The organism is Ruegeria sp. CDSC079 (genome assembly GCF_059610505.1).
The window spans coordinates 426760-442501 of sequence record NZ_JBXWNT010000003.1 but is presented as its reverse complement, the minus strand read 5'-3'; the positions used below and the strand labels follow the sequence as shown (position 1 = coordinate 442501).

Sequence of the window (15742 nt, the reverse complement as noted above, 5' to 3'; positions counted from 1 at the left end):
CGCTCAGATCCCCTTCTGTTCTGGCTGAGAGGCAATCTTATCGGGATCAAGACTGCCGCTCTCCAAAATGTCCCGATACTGTGCGGCAACGCGGTCAAGCTGGTAAGTGCTGGCCACAATCGCCCGGGCTTTTTCTCTTTTCTCCAGATACTCTGGGGCCGACCAATTTGCGGCATGGACCAAAGCGTCTGCCAGCAATTCCGCGTTGCGGGGCGGTACGATCAATCCGCAGTCGCGAATGATCACCACCGCATCACCCACATCCGTCGACACAACGGGGTGGCCATAGCTCATCGCTTCGACAATGACATTCGGAAACCCTTCGGTTCGGGATGAAAGCACCAGCGCATCAATCCGTTTGTAGAATGCAGCCATATCATGCAGGTCGCCGCACAGCTCTACATTGTCCGCAGTCAGGTTATAGCGCGCCAGCAATGATTGTACTTCGGAGTTTTCAGGCGACATATTCTCCCCGGCCGCGATGATGCGCATATCGGGGACTGACCGCAGCGCCAGGGACAGTGCCTGGAAAAGGGTTTCGTGATCCTTCTGTGGATGAAACCGCGCCGCGATCCCAAAAACCCTGGGCGGGTCGCTCCGCACCACAGAGGCTTGAGGCATGATCAGACCGTTCGGAATGACGCAAGACCGCGCAGCAGCAAACCCGTTCTTCGTGTGCTGATCCAATGCGCGTTGCGAGTTATAAATGATCCCTGCACACTTGCCCGACAAACGCCGACACAGATCAACGGCAATCCGCGTGCTGCGCGTGAATGAGCTGGTATCGTCCAAAGCCTGCCGCACCGTCCAGTAAATTGGCACCTTTCGACCTGATATCCAGCTGGCAATCAGCCCGATGACCATCGCATGGTACATCCAGCACAGAACCGCCTGCGGTTTATACTGACGGATAAGACGCGATATCTGCAATATCGCGCGGGGCATGGACGACAGTGATCTGGCATTCAATCCGATCAGAACGGCGTTTGGATTTGCACATTGGCTTTTGATCCTGTCCGAAACCTCCGTCAGCGACACCACCAATACCCGATCCCCGGATTTGGCAACCAGCCGCGCCAGCATCGCCTGGGCCCCGCCCTGACCGGAAAAATCGGTGATGACATGCATGATCATCGGTTCAACACCCGAAACTGACAAACCGGGCCGGAACCTTTAGACACACGACCTGGATGCGGCGGTGTGAACTGCCTATGCACGCGCCCGATCTCCGATTTCGCGCACAAGTTCGGCCAGGCCGGCGACGTCTTGATGCGACCAGGTCGGATCGACCAGAAATGCCAGGCTGGTTTCTCCAAGCTCTTTCGCCACCGGCAAGGGATCACCCGGGCCGATGCCAAGGCGGGCGAACATCTCTTCTCTGTATATCTCGGAACAACTGCCCGAGAACGCAGGGAAACCCGCCTCTGAAATCTCGGCGATGATGCGATCGCGGCTCCAATCCGAGGCCAGAGCCTCGGACCTCACAAACGCATAGAACCGGTAATAGGCATGTGTCAGTTCGGCAGGCGGCACGGGAACCCGAAACGCAGCGCAACCGGAAAGAGCCTGCGCCAGAATCTCGGCGTTTTTGGCTCTATGGGCGCGCCAACCGTCCAGTTTCGCCAGCTGAATGCGCCCGATGGCGGCGGACAGCCCGGTCATCCGCAGATTGGTGCCCGGCTGACCACTATGCAGCCATCGAAACCCCGGAGGGTGGCTTTTGTTGAACACCTGATCATAGCTTTTGCCGTGATCCTTATAGCTCCAGACCCTGGACCACAGTTCATCATCATCGGTGATCAGCATGCCGCCTTCACCGCCGGTTGTGATGATTTTATCCTGACAGAAAGAATACGAGCCGCAGGTGCCAAAGGTTCCCACGTGCTGGTCACCGATCATGGCACCATGCGCCTGCGCACAGTCCTCGATCACCCAGAGGTCCCGACTGCGCGCCAGATCCATGAGACCCGCCATATCCGATGGCCACCCGGCCAGATGGACTGCGATAATCCCCACGGTTCTGTCGGTCAGAACCGGTGCAATCGTTTCTGCGGTGATATTCTGGCTCTCGCGATCCACATCTGCAAATACCGGCTTGCCACCGGCCAGAAGGATCGAACTGGCAGACGCGATAAAGCTACGCGGTGTGACGATAACCTCGTCTCCGGGTCGGATGTTCAACGCCAGCAGCGCGGCGTCCAGAGTGACCGTGCCATTTGCCATGGCGATCGCATGCTGCGCGCCGGTATAGGCGCTGTATTCACGTTCGAACTCTTTGACATCGGGGCCGGTCCAGGCATTCACGCAACCGGATATTAGCACTGCGCTGACAGCATCAATTTCATCTTCTTCGAAGAATGGCCATTTGGGCATCAGCTGTTTCCCTTCAGATAAGCGGCCAGAGGATAGCCGAGGGAAGATGGGCCAAGCCTATTATTGCTCAAATTTAGACAGCAGGATTTCCGGATCATTTCTTTACCTCACGCCAAACCATCCGAGGAGGTCAGGCAAACTCAACAATTAACAAATTTTTGGCGGCCAGCGCCTGAATTGGAAACAAACTCCGCAGTTTCGGAAATATCTTTTTGTGCCGCGGCAGGCGAAACCTGACCTGAATCGATTGCTTATGCAAGGTTCCAGGTCACTTAACAGCGTGATTTTTCAACAATCAGGCCGCAGACAGTCAGAGGTGAAAAATAGGCAACAATCGGCTTTGGTGACAGCCCCGTTGACAGCTTCGGCGACATGGATCAGCATCGTCTCAACCTTGGTTTTTAAAGTTTGAAATGTTTCTTTGATGAGTGATTTTCCCAACACCGCTTCCGGTGCCCAGGCCGTACCTGCCGAACGTGGTTCGACAACTGGCGGACGCCCAAAAGTTCTGTTTGTCGGCAATCTTACGACCTCTTTGACCAATTTTCGTTATGACCTGCTGAAAGAGCTTGCGGAACGCGCAGACGTACTTGCTTGCGCACCGGAAAACGATGCGGCCACCGAAGCAGCCCTAGCCGAGATCGGCGTGACATTTCGGCAAATCCCTATGGCGCGCGCGGGGTTAAATCCATTTCAGGATCTGTCCACCCTGTTCACACTGATCGGGATCTGCCGGGAAATACGGCCCGATATCGTCTTTGCCTATACGATGAAGCCGATCATCTTCAGCGGCCTTGCGGCGCGGTTGACCGGCGTTCGGCGGCGGTTCGCGATGTGTACCGGGTTAGGTTATGTATTTGCGGATGCCGAACTGACCCTGCGCCGAAAAGTGCTGAGAGCGGTGGCGACAGGCCTTTACCGGTTCGGATTGAAAGGTGCCGACGAAGTTCTGGTTTACAACTCGGTCGACGCCGAGGAGTTTCGCAGCAGACGTTTGCTGGCACCTCAGGCCGCGCTGTCGATTGTGCCCGGTTCCGGTGTCAATCTCGCCAGATACGCAAAATCCCATCAGCCTACGGATCCACCCGTGTTTCTGATGATCGCACGTTTGCTGCGTGACAAGGGCGTGTTCGAATATGCCGAAGCCGCCCGGCAGCTTAGGGAACAATTCCCTGATGTGCGCTGTCAGCTTTTGGGTCCGCTGGATGACAACCCGGACTCGGTCAACGCACAGCAGCTCGAAGAATGGGGCCAGCAGGGGCATATCGAGTATCTAGGCGAAACCAAGGATGTTCGGCCATTTCTCAAGGAATGTTCGGTCTTCGTATTGCCCACCGTCTATCGTGAGGGCATCCCCCGCGCCATTCTTGAGGCGATGTCGACAGGGCGCGCCGTCATTACGACCGATGCCCCGGGATGCGCCGATGCGGTCAGCGACGGGGAAAACGGGTTTATCGTCCCCAAACGCAATCCAGAGGCGCTGGCGGAGGCGATGAGAAAATTCGTTGAAGACCGGAGCCTAATCGAATCCATGGGTCAGGCCGCGCGGGCGCGTGCCGAGCAAGAGTTCGACGTCGCGCGGATCAACACGATCCTGCTGCGGAAGATGGGCCTAATCGACAGCGATACCAAGCTGCCCTCCACTGCCACCGACTGATCCACACCCATTCTAAGCTCACGTCTAATCCGAGAAACTGCGCCACCCGCGGCTGAGACCCGGATCAATAGCATCAAGCTCGGCGACGTCAGGCCTATAGAAATCGGCCATTTTCTGCGCCAATACATCCGGCAATTCAGGATACTCCACCTGCCGCGCCACCGCTTTGCGAATCGCCTTTAACGGCCCCGTATGCCGGATCGGGTCAAGCAACGGTCGAAGCGGCGCCAGAACCCGCCTCAGAGGCAAGGGCACGATTGGCGTATTTTTGTTTTTGACCCGCTCTTCTAGTGGCGGCTCTACGACACCGGAAAAACCGATGTGTTCGGCGACACGGCGTAAGGTTTCTACCGGTTGTGAGATCGTGTTTTCGTAGGCCAGCAACAGAATTTGATCTGTCGGGAACAGATCGTAGAAACGGCGCAGGTGATAGGCATATCTACCATTGTGCAGGAACCTTTCATCACCGGCCTTGTCAGGGTCCAGATACCGATGAATGTCGTCCCCGACAGTGCCCCGGCGATACAACATGCAGTAGTCGGAATAGGCCCTTCGAACCGGATCGCGCATCTGCAGGATCAACCTGACATCGGGATGATCCTGGGCGATCCTTTTGGCGGCCTCTGGATGTGTCAGGTAGGTATTGCACTTTTCACCCACGATGCTCTGGCCCGCATATCCCTCGTATTGATCGCGATACCAGACCGCCCCCCGGTCAAAATGATCCGAGAAATAGTGCAGCTCGGGATCCGGCATGAAAATCTGCGGCGTCGCCGTCAAAGAATTCTGCAACCAGGTGGTCGCACATTTCGCAGCACCGAATATCAGGAAATCTATCTTTCGCTCGTTCGCCAGGCCCATATTATCCTCTAATCCCTACGATCCGCATCGGGATCACGATACCAATTCGCGGTACACGTCGGACACTTCGGCCACGTGTTTATCCAACCCAAAATTATCCTGCACATATTGGTAGGCCGCTTGTGTAACCTGCTGCCTCAGCTCCTGGTCCTCGATCAGAGAAACGACCGGCTCAACAAAGGCTTCGGGGTCTTCTGGATCCACCAGAAAACCGGTTTTGCCATGATCGATTGCCTCGACATTGCCGCCGTGCCGTGTGGCCACAACAGGCAGTCCAAGGTGCATTGCCTCGATCAAAGTACGTCCAAATGGCTCGTTCAAGGCCGGCACAAGGGTGGCATCCATGGCGACCATGCACTTTTCAACATCCTGCCGAAACCCCATCATATGAATCTGCGCGCCCATCCCCTGTTCTCGGGCCACGTCCATGGAGCCTGTGTCCAACCCGTCATCGGGATTGAGTACTTTGCCAAATAGCAGGCCATGTACCGGCCTGTCCCCAATCTGTTTCTGAATGGCCACAAGGCTTTGGACAAAATGAACCGGCCGTTTTCGCGGTTCCAGATGGCCAAAATATCCTAGAAGAACTGCATTTTCCGGCGCACCGATTTCGTTCAGGATCATCCGACGCGCCGCGTCTGGATCCGGGCGCTGAATGCTCAGGTCGAAGGGGCTGCGGATGACCTGAAACTTTTTGTCAACCGAGCGTATCGGGCGCGAGGGTTTCGAAAAATACGACACGCTTAGGATGCGGTTCGAAAACACCGGCGCGACATAGTTAACGCCTACCGCGCGCGGATCCTGCCTGTGGTGCCAGATATGCTTGATCCCCAACCGTCTGGCCGGAAACACCCAATTCACATGCAATCGGCCCTCATTTGTGTGGACGATATCTGGCTTTTTGTCCCGCAAAAACCGGACGAGCTGGCCGTAGGTCCGGGTCCAGTATTCCGGAAAGCCAACATCTGCATCCGTTTTGTTGTTTGGAGGGCCCATAAGCCTGGGGCCCTGCAAAACATCGACATTCAGACCCAGCGATTGAGCATACTGCCCAACCGACCCAGCTTCGTTGTGGCAAAGGACCAATGGTTCAAACTGATCCCGGTCCAGACAGGACGCAAGTTTGAGCGCGGAAACATGACTGCCGCCCAGATCTGCCCAACCTGCAAAGGGAAATAAAACGCGTATCTTTTTCATTCTGGCCTGCCGCCTTTTTGGCTCAGCGCCGGACATCAGAACCGCGCGCTGAACCATAAATCATTGAACTGAAATCTATTGTGTTTGCGTGACGAAGGTTCGAGAAACCGAAAGCGTATCCCCAGGGGACAAGACAGTGTCACCCGAAATCGCCGTTGCGGCTCCTCCGGCCGCGCGGGTGACCGAGTATTCGATCACGATCTCTTCGACCGCATCAACCTCTTCAACAACGCCAAGCGCTGCCAGCTCGGCCTGCAGGATTTTCGCGGTGCCCAGCCGGGTCTGCAAATCCTCGAGTTCGATCTGCACCAGATTCAGCCGCACCAGCGCATTCGAGCGCGCGGTATCAAGCAACTCCAGCTCATCGCGTTGCGCGCGGTTCAGCTGTTGCCGGGCCAAGCCCAAAGCGATCTCGATATCCACACTTTTGCTTTCCAGATCGTTCAGCGAGTTGGACAGAGATGACACGCGCGAACTGACCGTAAGACCCTTTTTCTGTAGTGCCAGAGCATCATCCAGATCTTTGCGCGTGATCCCGATCTGATTTGCGCGCAATTCCAGCTGCCGTTCGAGGCTATCGATCTGATCTTTGAGGGTTTCCTGTAATTGGATGATGCGTTCACCCTGCCCTTCCCGGGCCTGTTGATCCGCTTGCAGAATCTCCCCCTGCAGACCTTGCGGGGGTTCAATTTTGGCATCACCACCGTCCGGGGTTAGTGTTGACAGATCAGCCAGCAGTCGGCGTTGTTCGGCTTGCAGAGCTTCGATCTGTTCATTGTACAACTGAACTTCACCCTGAACCCGCAATCCGGTAAAGTTCGTTCCTACGTCATTTTGCAACGGCAACCGGTATTCCCCGCCCGCAAGCGCCATCGCCTGCTGCGCGGTCAGTTGTGGCCGATAGGGGTACGAGCCTGGAATCTGGACATCCCCCAATATGTATACAGGCAGATGGCCGATGACTTCGATCGCCAGATGAGGCGGTTCTGCCATCCCCACGCGAGTGCGCATCTGAGTTTCCAGCAGCAGTACCAGATCTTCGGTCGTTCGCCCTTCAGCATGAACCTGGCCGGCCAGAGGCACCATCAGCATCCCTCCCGAAGAAAGCGCATATTCACCGGAAACGCCTTGCCAGTTCACAAAAGACGCAACCACCGGATCCCAACGCATCGCACGCAAATTGATCTTGTCCTGCGGTGCCAGAACATATTCCTCGGCCTGAAGCGCACCGATAAAACAAGCCGAAGCCGCGATCACAGAAAGCATCAGTTTTTGCAATAATTTCACGACATTCTCCTAAGTGTATTCGTTGGTCCTAACACCGGCAGGCGCGACACGCTAAGCGCAATGGCAAGGACAAAGGGTACGTTCCAGAACCGGGCATAAAAGGTCGTCGCTCCGGCAAGCAGCACGACATACATCAGCATGGCAACGATGGTCAGTGCCCCGACCGATGGCGAGCGGCCGACAGAAATGGCCATCCAGGCCAAGTATATGCTGGCCAAAATAAAGCCGACCATACCGAGCAGAGAAATCAAGCCACCTTCGGACAGAGTCAGCAAATAGGCCGAATGAACCACGATTCCCTGTTCGCTGGCCAGGCTGTACTGGTTTGCACCCAGCCCGATCAACAAAGTGCCACGGGATACCTCGAAAGCCTCTTGCAGCAGGAATAACCGGTCAGAGAACGTGCCCGCCTGGCTAATGTCACCTGCAAGAACGGCATTCAGAACTCGTTCGCGAAAGACCTCGGGCAAGAAAAGCTCACCAAAGTTCAGGACCACCAAAACCGCAATCAACGTGCCGACGATCAGGGTCACAACATGACGCGGGGACCCGCTGCTGAGGATAATGGCGACAGTCCCCACTATGGTCACGATCAGACCAGAATTCGAACCGGTCAGGATGACGCCGTAAAACAGGATTGGCAGCCCGATCAGCCCCCAGATGCGGCTGCTTTGCTTCTGCAGGATCAGGCTAAGCAGGAAAACGATGGCCATCGCCAGCATAAGCGCGCATTCATTTGCCCGCTCGACCAGCGAAAGCATGCGACCATTGGCGGATACAAACCGGTGTGTCGGGTCTTCCATGAAGTTGATTGCATAGATGCCAAACAGCACAACAATGCCCATACCAATAATAAATGCCTTCATCAGCAGGACGATCTGATCAAAGCTTCGATTGCCGATCAGGACTGGCAGCACGATCAACGAAAAGAAGTACTGAACAAACACTGTCAGCAGCTCGGTCGGGTCACCGTTGATCAACGAACCTATGGTCAGGCCCCCTGTGAAAAACAGGAACGAACTGTACCAGAACCCGCTTGCTGGCCCGAATATCTTAACCGGCAGCTGGCCGGTTGCCAGCATGACAAACCCAGCCAGCACAAAGAAGAAATCCGAGAGGGTGAAATAGACGAAATCCACTCTGAGATAGTTCATCGGCGCAAGGGCTACAGCCGCCATCAGGAAATAGAGAGCTGCCATGTCTACGCTTGGCAAATAGCCGATTCCATTGGTCGGCTTGCCAAAGGAAACTGATTGGGCCGATGCAGGTCTCATGGGCGCACCTGCTCCTTTCCGTGTAATGCAGGGTTCAGCAATGTACGCCGCAAGTGTAACACACACAGCCCTAGCCAAACGGAATTACACAGCACATGCGCCACAGCGGCGCCGACCACACCCAAAACAGAAACCATCGGTGCGATGAGGATCAGAAACAAAATGGTGTTCAACAAACCGATCCGAACCAAGGCCCGGTCTTGCCCCAGGCTCAGCAGTGCAGGGTTCAGCAGTATCCCACCAAGATAAATACCTACCGCGATTGCCTGCACGCGCACGACCGGTACTGCGGGGGCATAATCCACGCCAAAAATCGCAGTAACGATCGGTTCCAGCATCAAGATCACTGGAATCAAGACAAGGGCAATTACCCCCCAGAACCCGGCGCTGAGACCCGTTAGCATTTTTTGCAAACGGTCAAATTCATTTCGGGCGGCAAACCGGGTGAACTCGGGATAGATCGCCTGGCTTAGCGGTCGTCCAAGACGCAGTGCAGCTTCGCCGCACCGTTTCGCGATATGGTAATATCCCACCATCGTCGGTGAAATCAGAACACCCAATATGATCACGTCCAGGCGCTGCGTGGTCTGACGCAAGATGACCGAGAGATTGCTGTTCCAAACAAAGCGCAGAAACCCGGAATTTTCACCCAGAGTTTGCTTTATTCCAAGCATCGGGCGGCCATAGCCATTCCGCGACATTTCTCGCAGCCCCGCGGCAAAGGCCAGAACGCCGTCTAAAAGGCTGACAGCAACAAATATCGCGACAAAGCCAGGCAGCCCAAACCCAAGTTGCCAGGCAATTACCCCCAGCACCATCCGCACAGACGCTGCGAAAATATCCAGTTTGGCCAATAGATCGAACCGGTCGAAGGACCGCAACAAAGCCAGCCCGGTTGGCCTCAGCGAAACCAGAATTCCCAGCGATGCGACCGGCAGCACCCATGCAAGATCCTGATCCAGCCCCAGCCATCCGGCGATGATCGGTGCGAATGCGATCGCAGCGCCGGCGGCCAATACGCCCCCAACCACGTCAATCAGGACCGACAGCCCGACAAGTCGGCGAAATCGTTCGCGGTCTTCTTCCTCCAGCGCAGTGCTTCCATATCTAATCACCGCCTGCCAGGGCTCAAGATGAAGGAACCGGGAAACGATCCGCGCATAGGCCTCGGCGATGGCCATCACACCCAGACCTGCCGCCCCAAGCGCGCGGGCTGCCACGGGCAGGAACACAAGGCCCAGCAAAGCGACTGCGATCTGAGAGGAGAAGATCCATTTCAGATTGCGCAGTAAACGCCGAAGCACAGCAGTCGGGATTGAGGTTGCGCCGGGCTGAGAGGTCATGTCTGATCCACCCGCCCGCCGCACAAACGACCGGCCAATTCCACCCCTTGGCGGCTGCCGGTCATTGGACCACGCCGCAAAAGCGTCGCGGGCGCTGTGCCCTCATATTCGCAAATAAAAACCAATACCCAATCACCAATCTAACAAATCCTACAAGGGTCTGCGAACCGTAATCAGCTGCTTTTCCCAGGCTCATCCGAGTAATGATATGTATAGGCACCATACCCATATTGCCTTTGCTTCCGCATGTTCACACCATTCATGATCGTACCGGAAATCTTGATATTGCTCATCCGCAGCTTTTCGATTGCATCCTTGAGAATTTTTTCGGTGGTCTGCCCCCAGCGCACCACCAGGAACGTACCATCGACAAGCGGCCCAAGTCGGATCGTGTCATCAATGACCAATGTCGGCGGCGTATCGACCAACACAAGATCGTACTGATTGCGCAACATGCGCCCGTATTCGCCAAGCTGCTGCATCAACTGTTTGCGGGATATTTTCGGACGCAGGTTCAGACTGATCGACGAAACCCCCGGCACCCTTTCACCATCGACATAAATCTGGCTGGGTTGCACGGCACCGCTCAGCGCGTCCTCGATCTCGACCGGGGCCGCCCCGGTCAGACCCAGTGTTTTTGAGGCACGGCAACGGTGGTTGTCCATATCCAACAATAGAACGCGCATCCCATCTGTACCCGCCACTAGGGCCAGCGAAACCGCAACCACGGTCTTGCCTTCTCCAGGAACACCAGAGGTAACCATGACGATGCTGCCGTCATCATTTGTGTTAAACCACATCGTCAAAACACTGCGCAGCGCCTCGACATAGGGCGAGCGGCCCTGATCACGGATAAAGCGCAACAACTCCTGCTGACCATCCGTGTCCGAATCCATCACCGTATCCGGCAGGAAACCCAGATTGGTCAGATCGGTTTGCTGTTCGATCTGGTTTTCGTTGACGATCCGCGTGTTGCTGCCCTCCATCAAAAGGGCGATCACAAATGCCAGAGAGAACCCGACAATCGCGCTGACTGCGACGGCGACTTTGGTATTCGGCCAGAATGCCGAAGTCGGCGCATGAGCAACCGAAACCTGCTGAACCGCCTGGCCAAGAAACTGTTGCTGGGTTTCGAAATCATTCAGCTTTTCAATCGTCGTCTGATACCGGATCCGAAGAAGCTCTAGCGCGCGTTCCATCCGCAGCAATGCAATTTCCGAACCGGTCCGGCTGCGCAATGCCTGTTCAACAACGGCAATCTGGTCAGCAATTTTGTTGACCTCTTCGCTGCTGGCTCCGTTGATCTCATGCACATCTTTTTGCGAGTTGAGCCGCGCAAGTTCCGACCGAAGCCTGCCCGGCACGGATTCATCCGCCAGATTTTCTTCAAGAATAAAGGCCGCCATCTGAAGTTCGTCACGGGTCAGTTCGTCACCCAGCTCATTTACGCGGTCCTTAAGAAAAGAAATGGAAGATGAAAGACCCTGCTGCCGCCGCTGCTGCAGGCGAAGGATAAAAGTTTCTGCAACTGTATTGGCAATATCGGCTGCCAGCTGCGGGTCTTCGGCTGTTGAGATGATCTCAATCGCAAGGCTCTCTCCTTGCCGAAGTACGTTATATGTCGACAGTGTATTGTCGATTACACGATTGCGGATAACGGATGTGGATTGCGGATTTGCGGGGGTTTGGGCCCCGGCAAAGGCCTCGTTCTCGAACAAATCCAGCGCCAGAGCAACCTCTGCCGCAAACTCGCGCGAGCGCAGGATGTCGATCTCGGTTTCGATCAGCGTTCGGGTCAGTTCATAGGATTCCAGTTCGACACTATCGGCGCGGACGCGCATATCCAGCGATGTCAAAACGATTTCGGCGCGGGATTTGTACCTTGGGTCAAGCTGATTGACGACCATGAACGTGCCGATGATCACGGCTGCGGTCACTCCGAGGATCAACTTCAGATGACGGTAAATCATCCGCCATATGCCATCCAGACGCTGTTGGCCAAATTGGTTTGCGATATGGTTTTGATCCATTCTCTATCGTCCCTTGTAGCGACCAAGATCACCGTCGCCTGAAATACAAATCTTTGATGCTGCGCCCATGTTCGAACGAATTCTTATCCTAATGATTGGACAGCTTGGCCATTTTTCCGAGTTTTCTTGTCGTTATTTGCTCAATGTTTCCACACAAGAGACAATGGGCCGAAATCCTTGCTGTTGCAGAAGCTATAAGGCGGCGTCTTTCAAAGCTTTGCAGACCTGATTCATACGACAAAGTACTTAACCTCCAAAAGTGCGGCGACACCGCAAGCGCGCCAATATTACTAGTTAAACCTGTAGAACGTGTTTCCTGCGACAAAGCCGTCCAGCTTTGCCGATCTTGCATAGTGATGCAGATCACTGGTTTTGTTTATGAACCCCGCTCCGCGAAAGTTCAGTGACGTATTGCACAATACACCCGTGCCCGAAGCCGACTTGAATGCGTTCAGCAGGTCGTAAAAGAAAGCATTCTGATCCCGGCGGACTGTTTGGACCCTTGCTGTCCCGTCTACATGCGTGATCGCGGCCAGGTTCTGATTGGTCACCTTCTGCAGATGCAACATATAAGGCGCGGAGTTTTCCCACTCAAAATGCTGGCTGACATCTTCCTCAAGGCAAGATGGGGCCACGGGGCTTGTATCCGGCCGGTTTTTAGCCCTGTTCAGGCGCACGCGGGTTTCGGCCCAGAACGGGGCCGCCAGAATCGAGCGGTTGCCCAATGCGCGCGGACCGATTTCACAGTTCCCTCTGGCCCAACCGATGAGCTCACCGGACATCAACGCATCCGCGACATCGTTCAGACGCAGCTCGCTGACCCGCATGCCGCTACTGTCGATTTTATCATCCACAAAGGACTGACCGGAATAAACCGTCCAATCCAGCTTTGCCTGGCCCGTATAGTGGCGCATGGCATCAACCGCAGTTCCTATGGCGCAGCCGGAATCACTGCTGCAAGGCGGTACAAATACATCTCGGAACAAGCCGCAATTCTGCCACTTGGTGTTCCAATCGCAGTTCAATCCACATCCGCCGGCAATCACCAGCGGATAGCCCTCTGTCAGGTTCTGTTCGGCAAAGGCAAGGAACCGTGAAAAAATCGCATCCGAGAGTTTCTGTGCAAGATTACTGAACTGCTGGCTGTGCATTCCGACGTTGAAAAACGGGGAATCGGTCAGACGGTCCTTGCGTAGAATCTCGGCCAATGGCTGATCTGACAAAAGATAGTCTATCAGCGCATGTTCATCCGCGTCATGTGAACCGGGCTCTGCATAGGCACATGCCGCCATCATCCTCCCGGGGTCTTCACGCCGTTGTTCACGCGAAAGCACGGGATAATCGGGATCAACCAGTGCGCTCAGGAACGAATATCGGGCACCGGGCCCGGTCATCACCCGACCGACATGAGACAGCTTTAGATCTTCATCAATCTTGTAGAAATCGCCAAGCGTGTCTTCCCAAACCAACACATAACAAGGTTCACCTTGACGAAACGGAGACATCCCATAAGCGCCCCAGATATGTGCCCTTTCATGGGTCGATGAGAAATAGTCGATCTCTTTGCCAAAAAACGTCCGTTTCCCCACGGTCTGAGCATCTTCGCCAGTGCCGAAATACCCTGCCCCCGAGGTCGTCACATGTTGTGTTCCGGTCGTTGACCAGCCGCTAAGGGCCAGGATATCAGGCAAGTCCCGGAACCACAGGCCAGAGTCGATAAATGTATCCGGTGTGACTGACGTGTTGCGGGGAAAACTGTCTTTCTCGGATTCATAGGAAAACAGCAGGTTACCGTTTTGGGCATCAATACCCGCAACCGTACCGTCGTGACCCGACTTGAATGACAAAATCTTCATTTCACACCTCTTTACCGCGCTTGTTGCGCGGTCCTGGCAAAACACACCAATTCGTTACTGTTCTATCAAATTGCGTTGGCGCAGCCCCTCTGTAATTGCCCGAGCGGCCAGTTCTGCGCCTGCTTCGTTGAAATGAGAATCCGGCGCATAATACGATGCCGGATCCTCTTGCATTTCGATAACATCCGTTAAGTCTATCACGTCCAGCCCAGCCTGCGCAGCCGCATCTTTCACCAATACTCGCAGCGGGTCGTGGATAAAGGGCTGGGCGACCAGACCCATATAGCGGCTGACCGTCGGAACATACACAATGGCAATCTCACCATCCCATTCTGATGTAATCTGTTTTGCCCGCATCAGAACATCGGTAAATACCGGATTTTCATCAGTTGCCTTGGGATAGTGAATCCCAAGGATCTCGGCCGTTTTCTGCAATGCCAGAAAGTTTCTGAACACCCGTTGCGCCCGCAGGTAATCGCCCCAGGATAAAGTAGTCTCTGCCCACCATCCGGATATCACCGGTGCGGTTAATTCCGACTGGTCCGGATGCTCGATTGGGCCAAAATCTACAGCCGGGTCTAGTGCTGCGCTCAACCATGGCTTCTCAAGCTCTCGTTCCAGATTGCGCCAGTCATTGCCCGCAAAGAAAGAGAAAAGCGTGAGGTCGGGCTGGAACTCTGGCCCGTACCGGCCCAAAACCGCCAGTTGATACAGCGGGCCAATGCCCCTGTGGCCGGTGTTAAGCAGGTTCGGCATGCCCTGACGCAGCTTATCCGCCAGATGCTCACCCTCTCTCAGGCAGAACCCCTCGGAAAACGAGTCACCCAGCAGCATCACACTCACATCGTTTTCATAGACCGATGGTGGATTGCGAAACCCCAGACGATCCGGCGTGTAGGTCACCGGCTCGCCCAACACCGAGCACAATAGCATCTTGTCACCCGGCATGGGGGCCAGATACGCAGTTTCGAGCAGTTGTGTATCCAGCGCATCGTTTACATGTTTCATTGTCCTGCCCGGAGGCAAGTTTTCCTTGTATTCTTCGACGCTTACCTCATCGCCGACAAATCCGACTAGCCCTAGGCGTCCGGGGATTATTTTGATGGTCAGATAGGCCTCAAATGCAAACAGAGCCGCCAAAAGCGATACCGCGCTCAAACCAACAGTCAGCCTGGCTTCGTTCGACAAGAAGGCCGCGCACAAGGCCAGGGCCAGCCCAATCGCGCCCGGAGCCAGTATGTATCGGATCAACCGCGCTGTTCCATTGGCAAATTCCGCTGAATTTACCAGTGCATATGCGACGACCCCAAAGAAATAGAGAGCGGCGACCAGACATAGGATTGACCCGAAACGCGAACTGCGGGTTTTTTCAGTCATTCCATCTGGTCCCTTTCGACCGATATCGACATTTGCCGTCATTAACGGCGAAACCGGGCGAATTCAGTTGAACCGATTTGCGTATCATCGGCAAGCTTTTCTGCGGCGGCCTGAAACGCGCAGGAAGCAGACGCATCGCCTGACCCTCTAGAATATGAAAAACGCTCAAAAACAACAGGATAAATACACACAGCACACAACACTCGAATACAAAACAAAACCAGATTTTTTTACCACCGTTATGCCGAAAAGCAAATCACCCGCTCTTTCAACGCCTAGTGGGCGCACGGCGCCATCACATTGCACGCATAATCCGTCCTTGTACGGCCTATTGTTCCCGAATTCAGTACGGCGACATAGTCCTTTCCGTCGCCGGAGGACAATGATTTTGGCGGGTGTATCGTCAGCGGCACAGCAGACGGATGAATATACGGGAAACCCCTAATATCCAGCCAGCAGGGTTTTGTTACAGTTAACGCAACTACAC

General features: G+C 54.9%; 11 protein-coding genes. 1 reads left to right on the top strand and 10 read right to left on the bottom strand.

What is annotated here, in order from left to right; all coding sequences use genetic code 11:
* Nucleotides 1–3: 3 nt before the first annotated feature.
* Together AC2FIC_RS07895 and AC2FIC_RS07890 are read right to left on the bottom strand one after the other, a co-directional pair.
* Entirely contained in the window at nt 4–1128 is a 1125-nt protein-coding gene (locus AC2FIC_RS07895; RefSeq protein WP_496691643.1) for a glycosyltransferase, read from the bottom strand.
* 81 nt (nt 1129–1209) lie between these two features.
* Nucleotides 1210–2373 carry a DegT/DnrJ/EryC1/StrS family aminotransferase gene (locus AC2FIC_RS07890; protein WP_496691644.1) on the bottom strand — a complete coding sequence of 388 codons (1164 nt, stop codon included), beginning with the start codon at nt 2371–2373 and terminating at the stop codon, nt 1210–1212.
* A gap of 424 nt (nt 2374–2797) precedes the next feature.
* On the opposite strand from AC2FIC_RS07890, the gene AC2FIC_RS07885 reads away from it, so the two are divergent.
* Nucleotides 2798–4030, top strand: a complete 1233-nt coding sequence (locus AC2FIC_RS07885) for a glycosyltransferase family 4 protein (RefSeq protein WP_496691349.1) — start codon at nt 2798–2800, stop codon at nt 4028–4030.
* Between the two features lie 24 nt (nt 4031–4054).
* On the opposite strand, the gene AC2FIC_RS07880 is transcribed toward AC2FIC_RS07885, so the two are convergent.
* The 8 genes from AC2FIC_RS07880 to AC2FIC_RS07845 all read right to left on the bottom strand — a co-directional run bounded on the left by AC2FIC_RS07880 (nt 4055) and on the right by AC2FIC_RS07845 (nt 15255).
* Nucleotides 4055–4891: a sulfotransferase family protein gene (locus tag AC2FIC_RS07880; RefSeq protein ID WP_496691350.1), complete on the bottom strand. Its 837-nt coding sequence runs from the start codon at nt 4889–4891 to the stop codon at nt 4055–4057.
* A 33-nt stretch (nt 4892–4924) separates the two neighbouring features.
* Nucleotides 4925–6088, bottom strand: a complete 1164-nt coding sequence (locus AC2FIC_RS07875; protein ID WP_496691351.1) for a glycosyltransferase family 4 protein — start codon at nt 6086–6088, stop codon at nt 4925–4927.
* 75 nt (nt 6089–6163) lie between these two features.
* Nucleotides 6164–7375, bottom strand: a complete 1212-nt coding sequence (locus AC2FIC_RS07870) for a polysaccharide biosynthesis/export family protein (protein ID WP_496691352.1) — start codon at nt 7373–7375, stop codon at nt 6164–6166.
* A complete protein-coding gene (locus tag AC2FIC_RS07865) occupies nt 7372–8649 on the bottom strand; it encodes an O-antigen ligase family protein (protein ID WP_271948783.1) in 1278 nt (425 codons plus the stop codon). The genes AC2FIC_RS07870 and AC2FIC_RS07865 overlap by 4 nt, the downstream gene beginning before the upstream one ends.
* Entirely contained in the window at nt 8646–9992 is a 1347-nt protein-coding gene (locus tag AC2FIC_RS07860) for a lipopolysaccharide biosynthesis protein (protein WP_496691353.1), read from the bottom strand. Before AC2FIC_RS07860 ends, AC2FIC_RS07865 begins: the two co-directional genes overlap by 4 nt.
* A gap of 173 nt (nt 9993–10165) precedes the next feature.
* Nucleotides 10166–12022: a GumC family protein gene (locus AC2FIC_RS07855; protein WP_496691354.1), complete on the bottom strand. Its 1857-nt coding sequence runs from the start codon at nt 12020–12022 to the stop codon at nt 10166–10168.
* 290 nt (nt 12023–12312) lie between these two features.
* Nucleotides 12313–13878 carry a carbamoyltransferase C-terminal domain-containing protein gene (locus AC2FIC_RS07850; RefSeq protein WP_496691355.1) on the bottom strand — a complete coding sequence of 522 codons (1566 nt, stop codon included), beginning with the start codon at nt 13876–13878 and terminating at the stop codon, nt 12313–12315.
* Nucleotides 13879–13932: 54 nt separating this feature from the next.
* Entirely contained in the window at nt 13933–15255 is a 1323-nt protein-coding gene (locus AC2FIC_RS07845; protein WP_496691356.1) for an alginate O-acetyltransferase AlgX-related protein, read from the bottom strand.
* Nucleotides 15256–15742 lie beyond the last annotated feature (487 nt).

Bases quoted from the DNA above. Each gene is read 5' to 3' on its own strand.
- AC2FIC_RS07895 (WP_496691643.1), bottom strand. From the start codon at position 1,128: ATGCATGTCATCACCGATTTTTCCGGTCAGGGCGGGGCCCAGGCGATG.
- AC2FIC_RS07855 (WP_496691354.1), bottom strand. From the start codon at position 12,022: ATGGATCAAAACCATATCGCAAACCAATTTGGCCAACAGCGTCTGGAT.
- AC2FIC_RS07860 (WP_496691353.1), bottom strand. From the start codon at position 9,992: ATGACCTCTCAGCCCGGCGCAACCTCAATCCCGACTGCTGTGCTTCGG.
- AC2FIC_RS07845 (WP_496691356.1), bottom strand. From the start codon at position 15,255: ATGACTGAAAAAACCCGCAGTTCGCGTTTCGGGTCAATCCTATGTCTG.
- AC2FIC_RS07885 (WP_496691349.1), top strand. From the start codon at position 2,798: ATGAGTGATTTTCCCAACACCGCTTCCGGTGCCCAGGCCGTACCTGCC.
- AC2FIC_RS07850 (WP_496691355.1), bottom strand. From the start codon at position 13,878: ATGAAGATTTTGTCATTCAAGTCGGGTCACGACGGTACGGTTGCGGGT.
- AC2FIC_RS07890 (WP_496691644.1), bottom strand. From the start codon at position 2,373: ATGCCCAAATGGCCATTCTTCGAAGAAGATGAAATTGATGCTGTCAGC.
- AC2FIC_RS07875 (WP_496691351.1), bottom strand. From the start codon at position 6,088: ATGAAAAAGATACGCGTTTTATTTCCCTTTGCAGGTTGGGCAGATCTG.
- AC2FIC_RS07865 (WP_271948783.1), bottom strand. From the start codon at position 8,649: ATGAGACCTGCATCGGCCCAATCAGTTTCCTTTGGCAAGCCGACCAAT.
- AC2FIC_RS07880 (WP_496691350.1), bottom strand. From the start codon at position 4,891: ATGGGCCTGGCGAACGAGCGAAAGATAGATTTCCTGATATTCGGTGCT.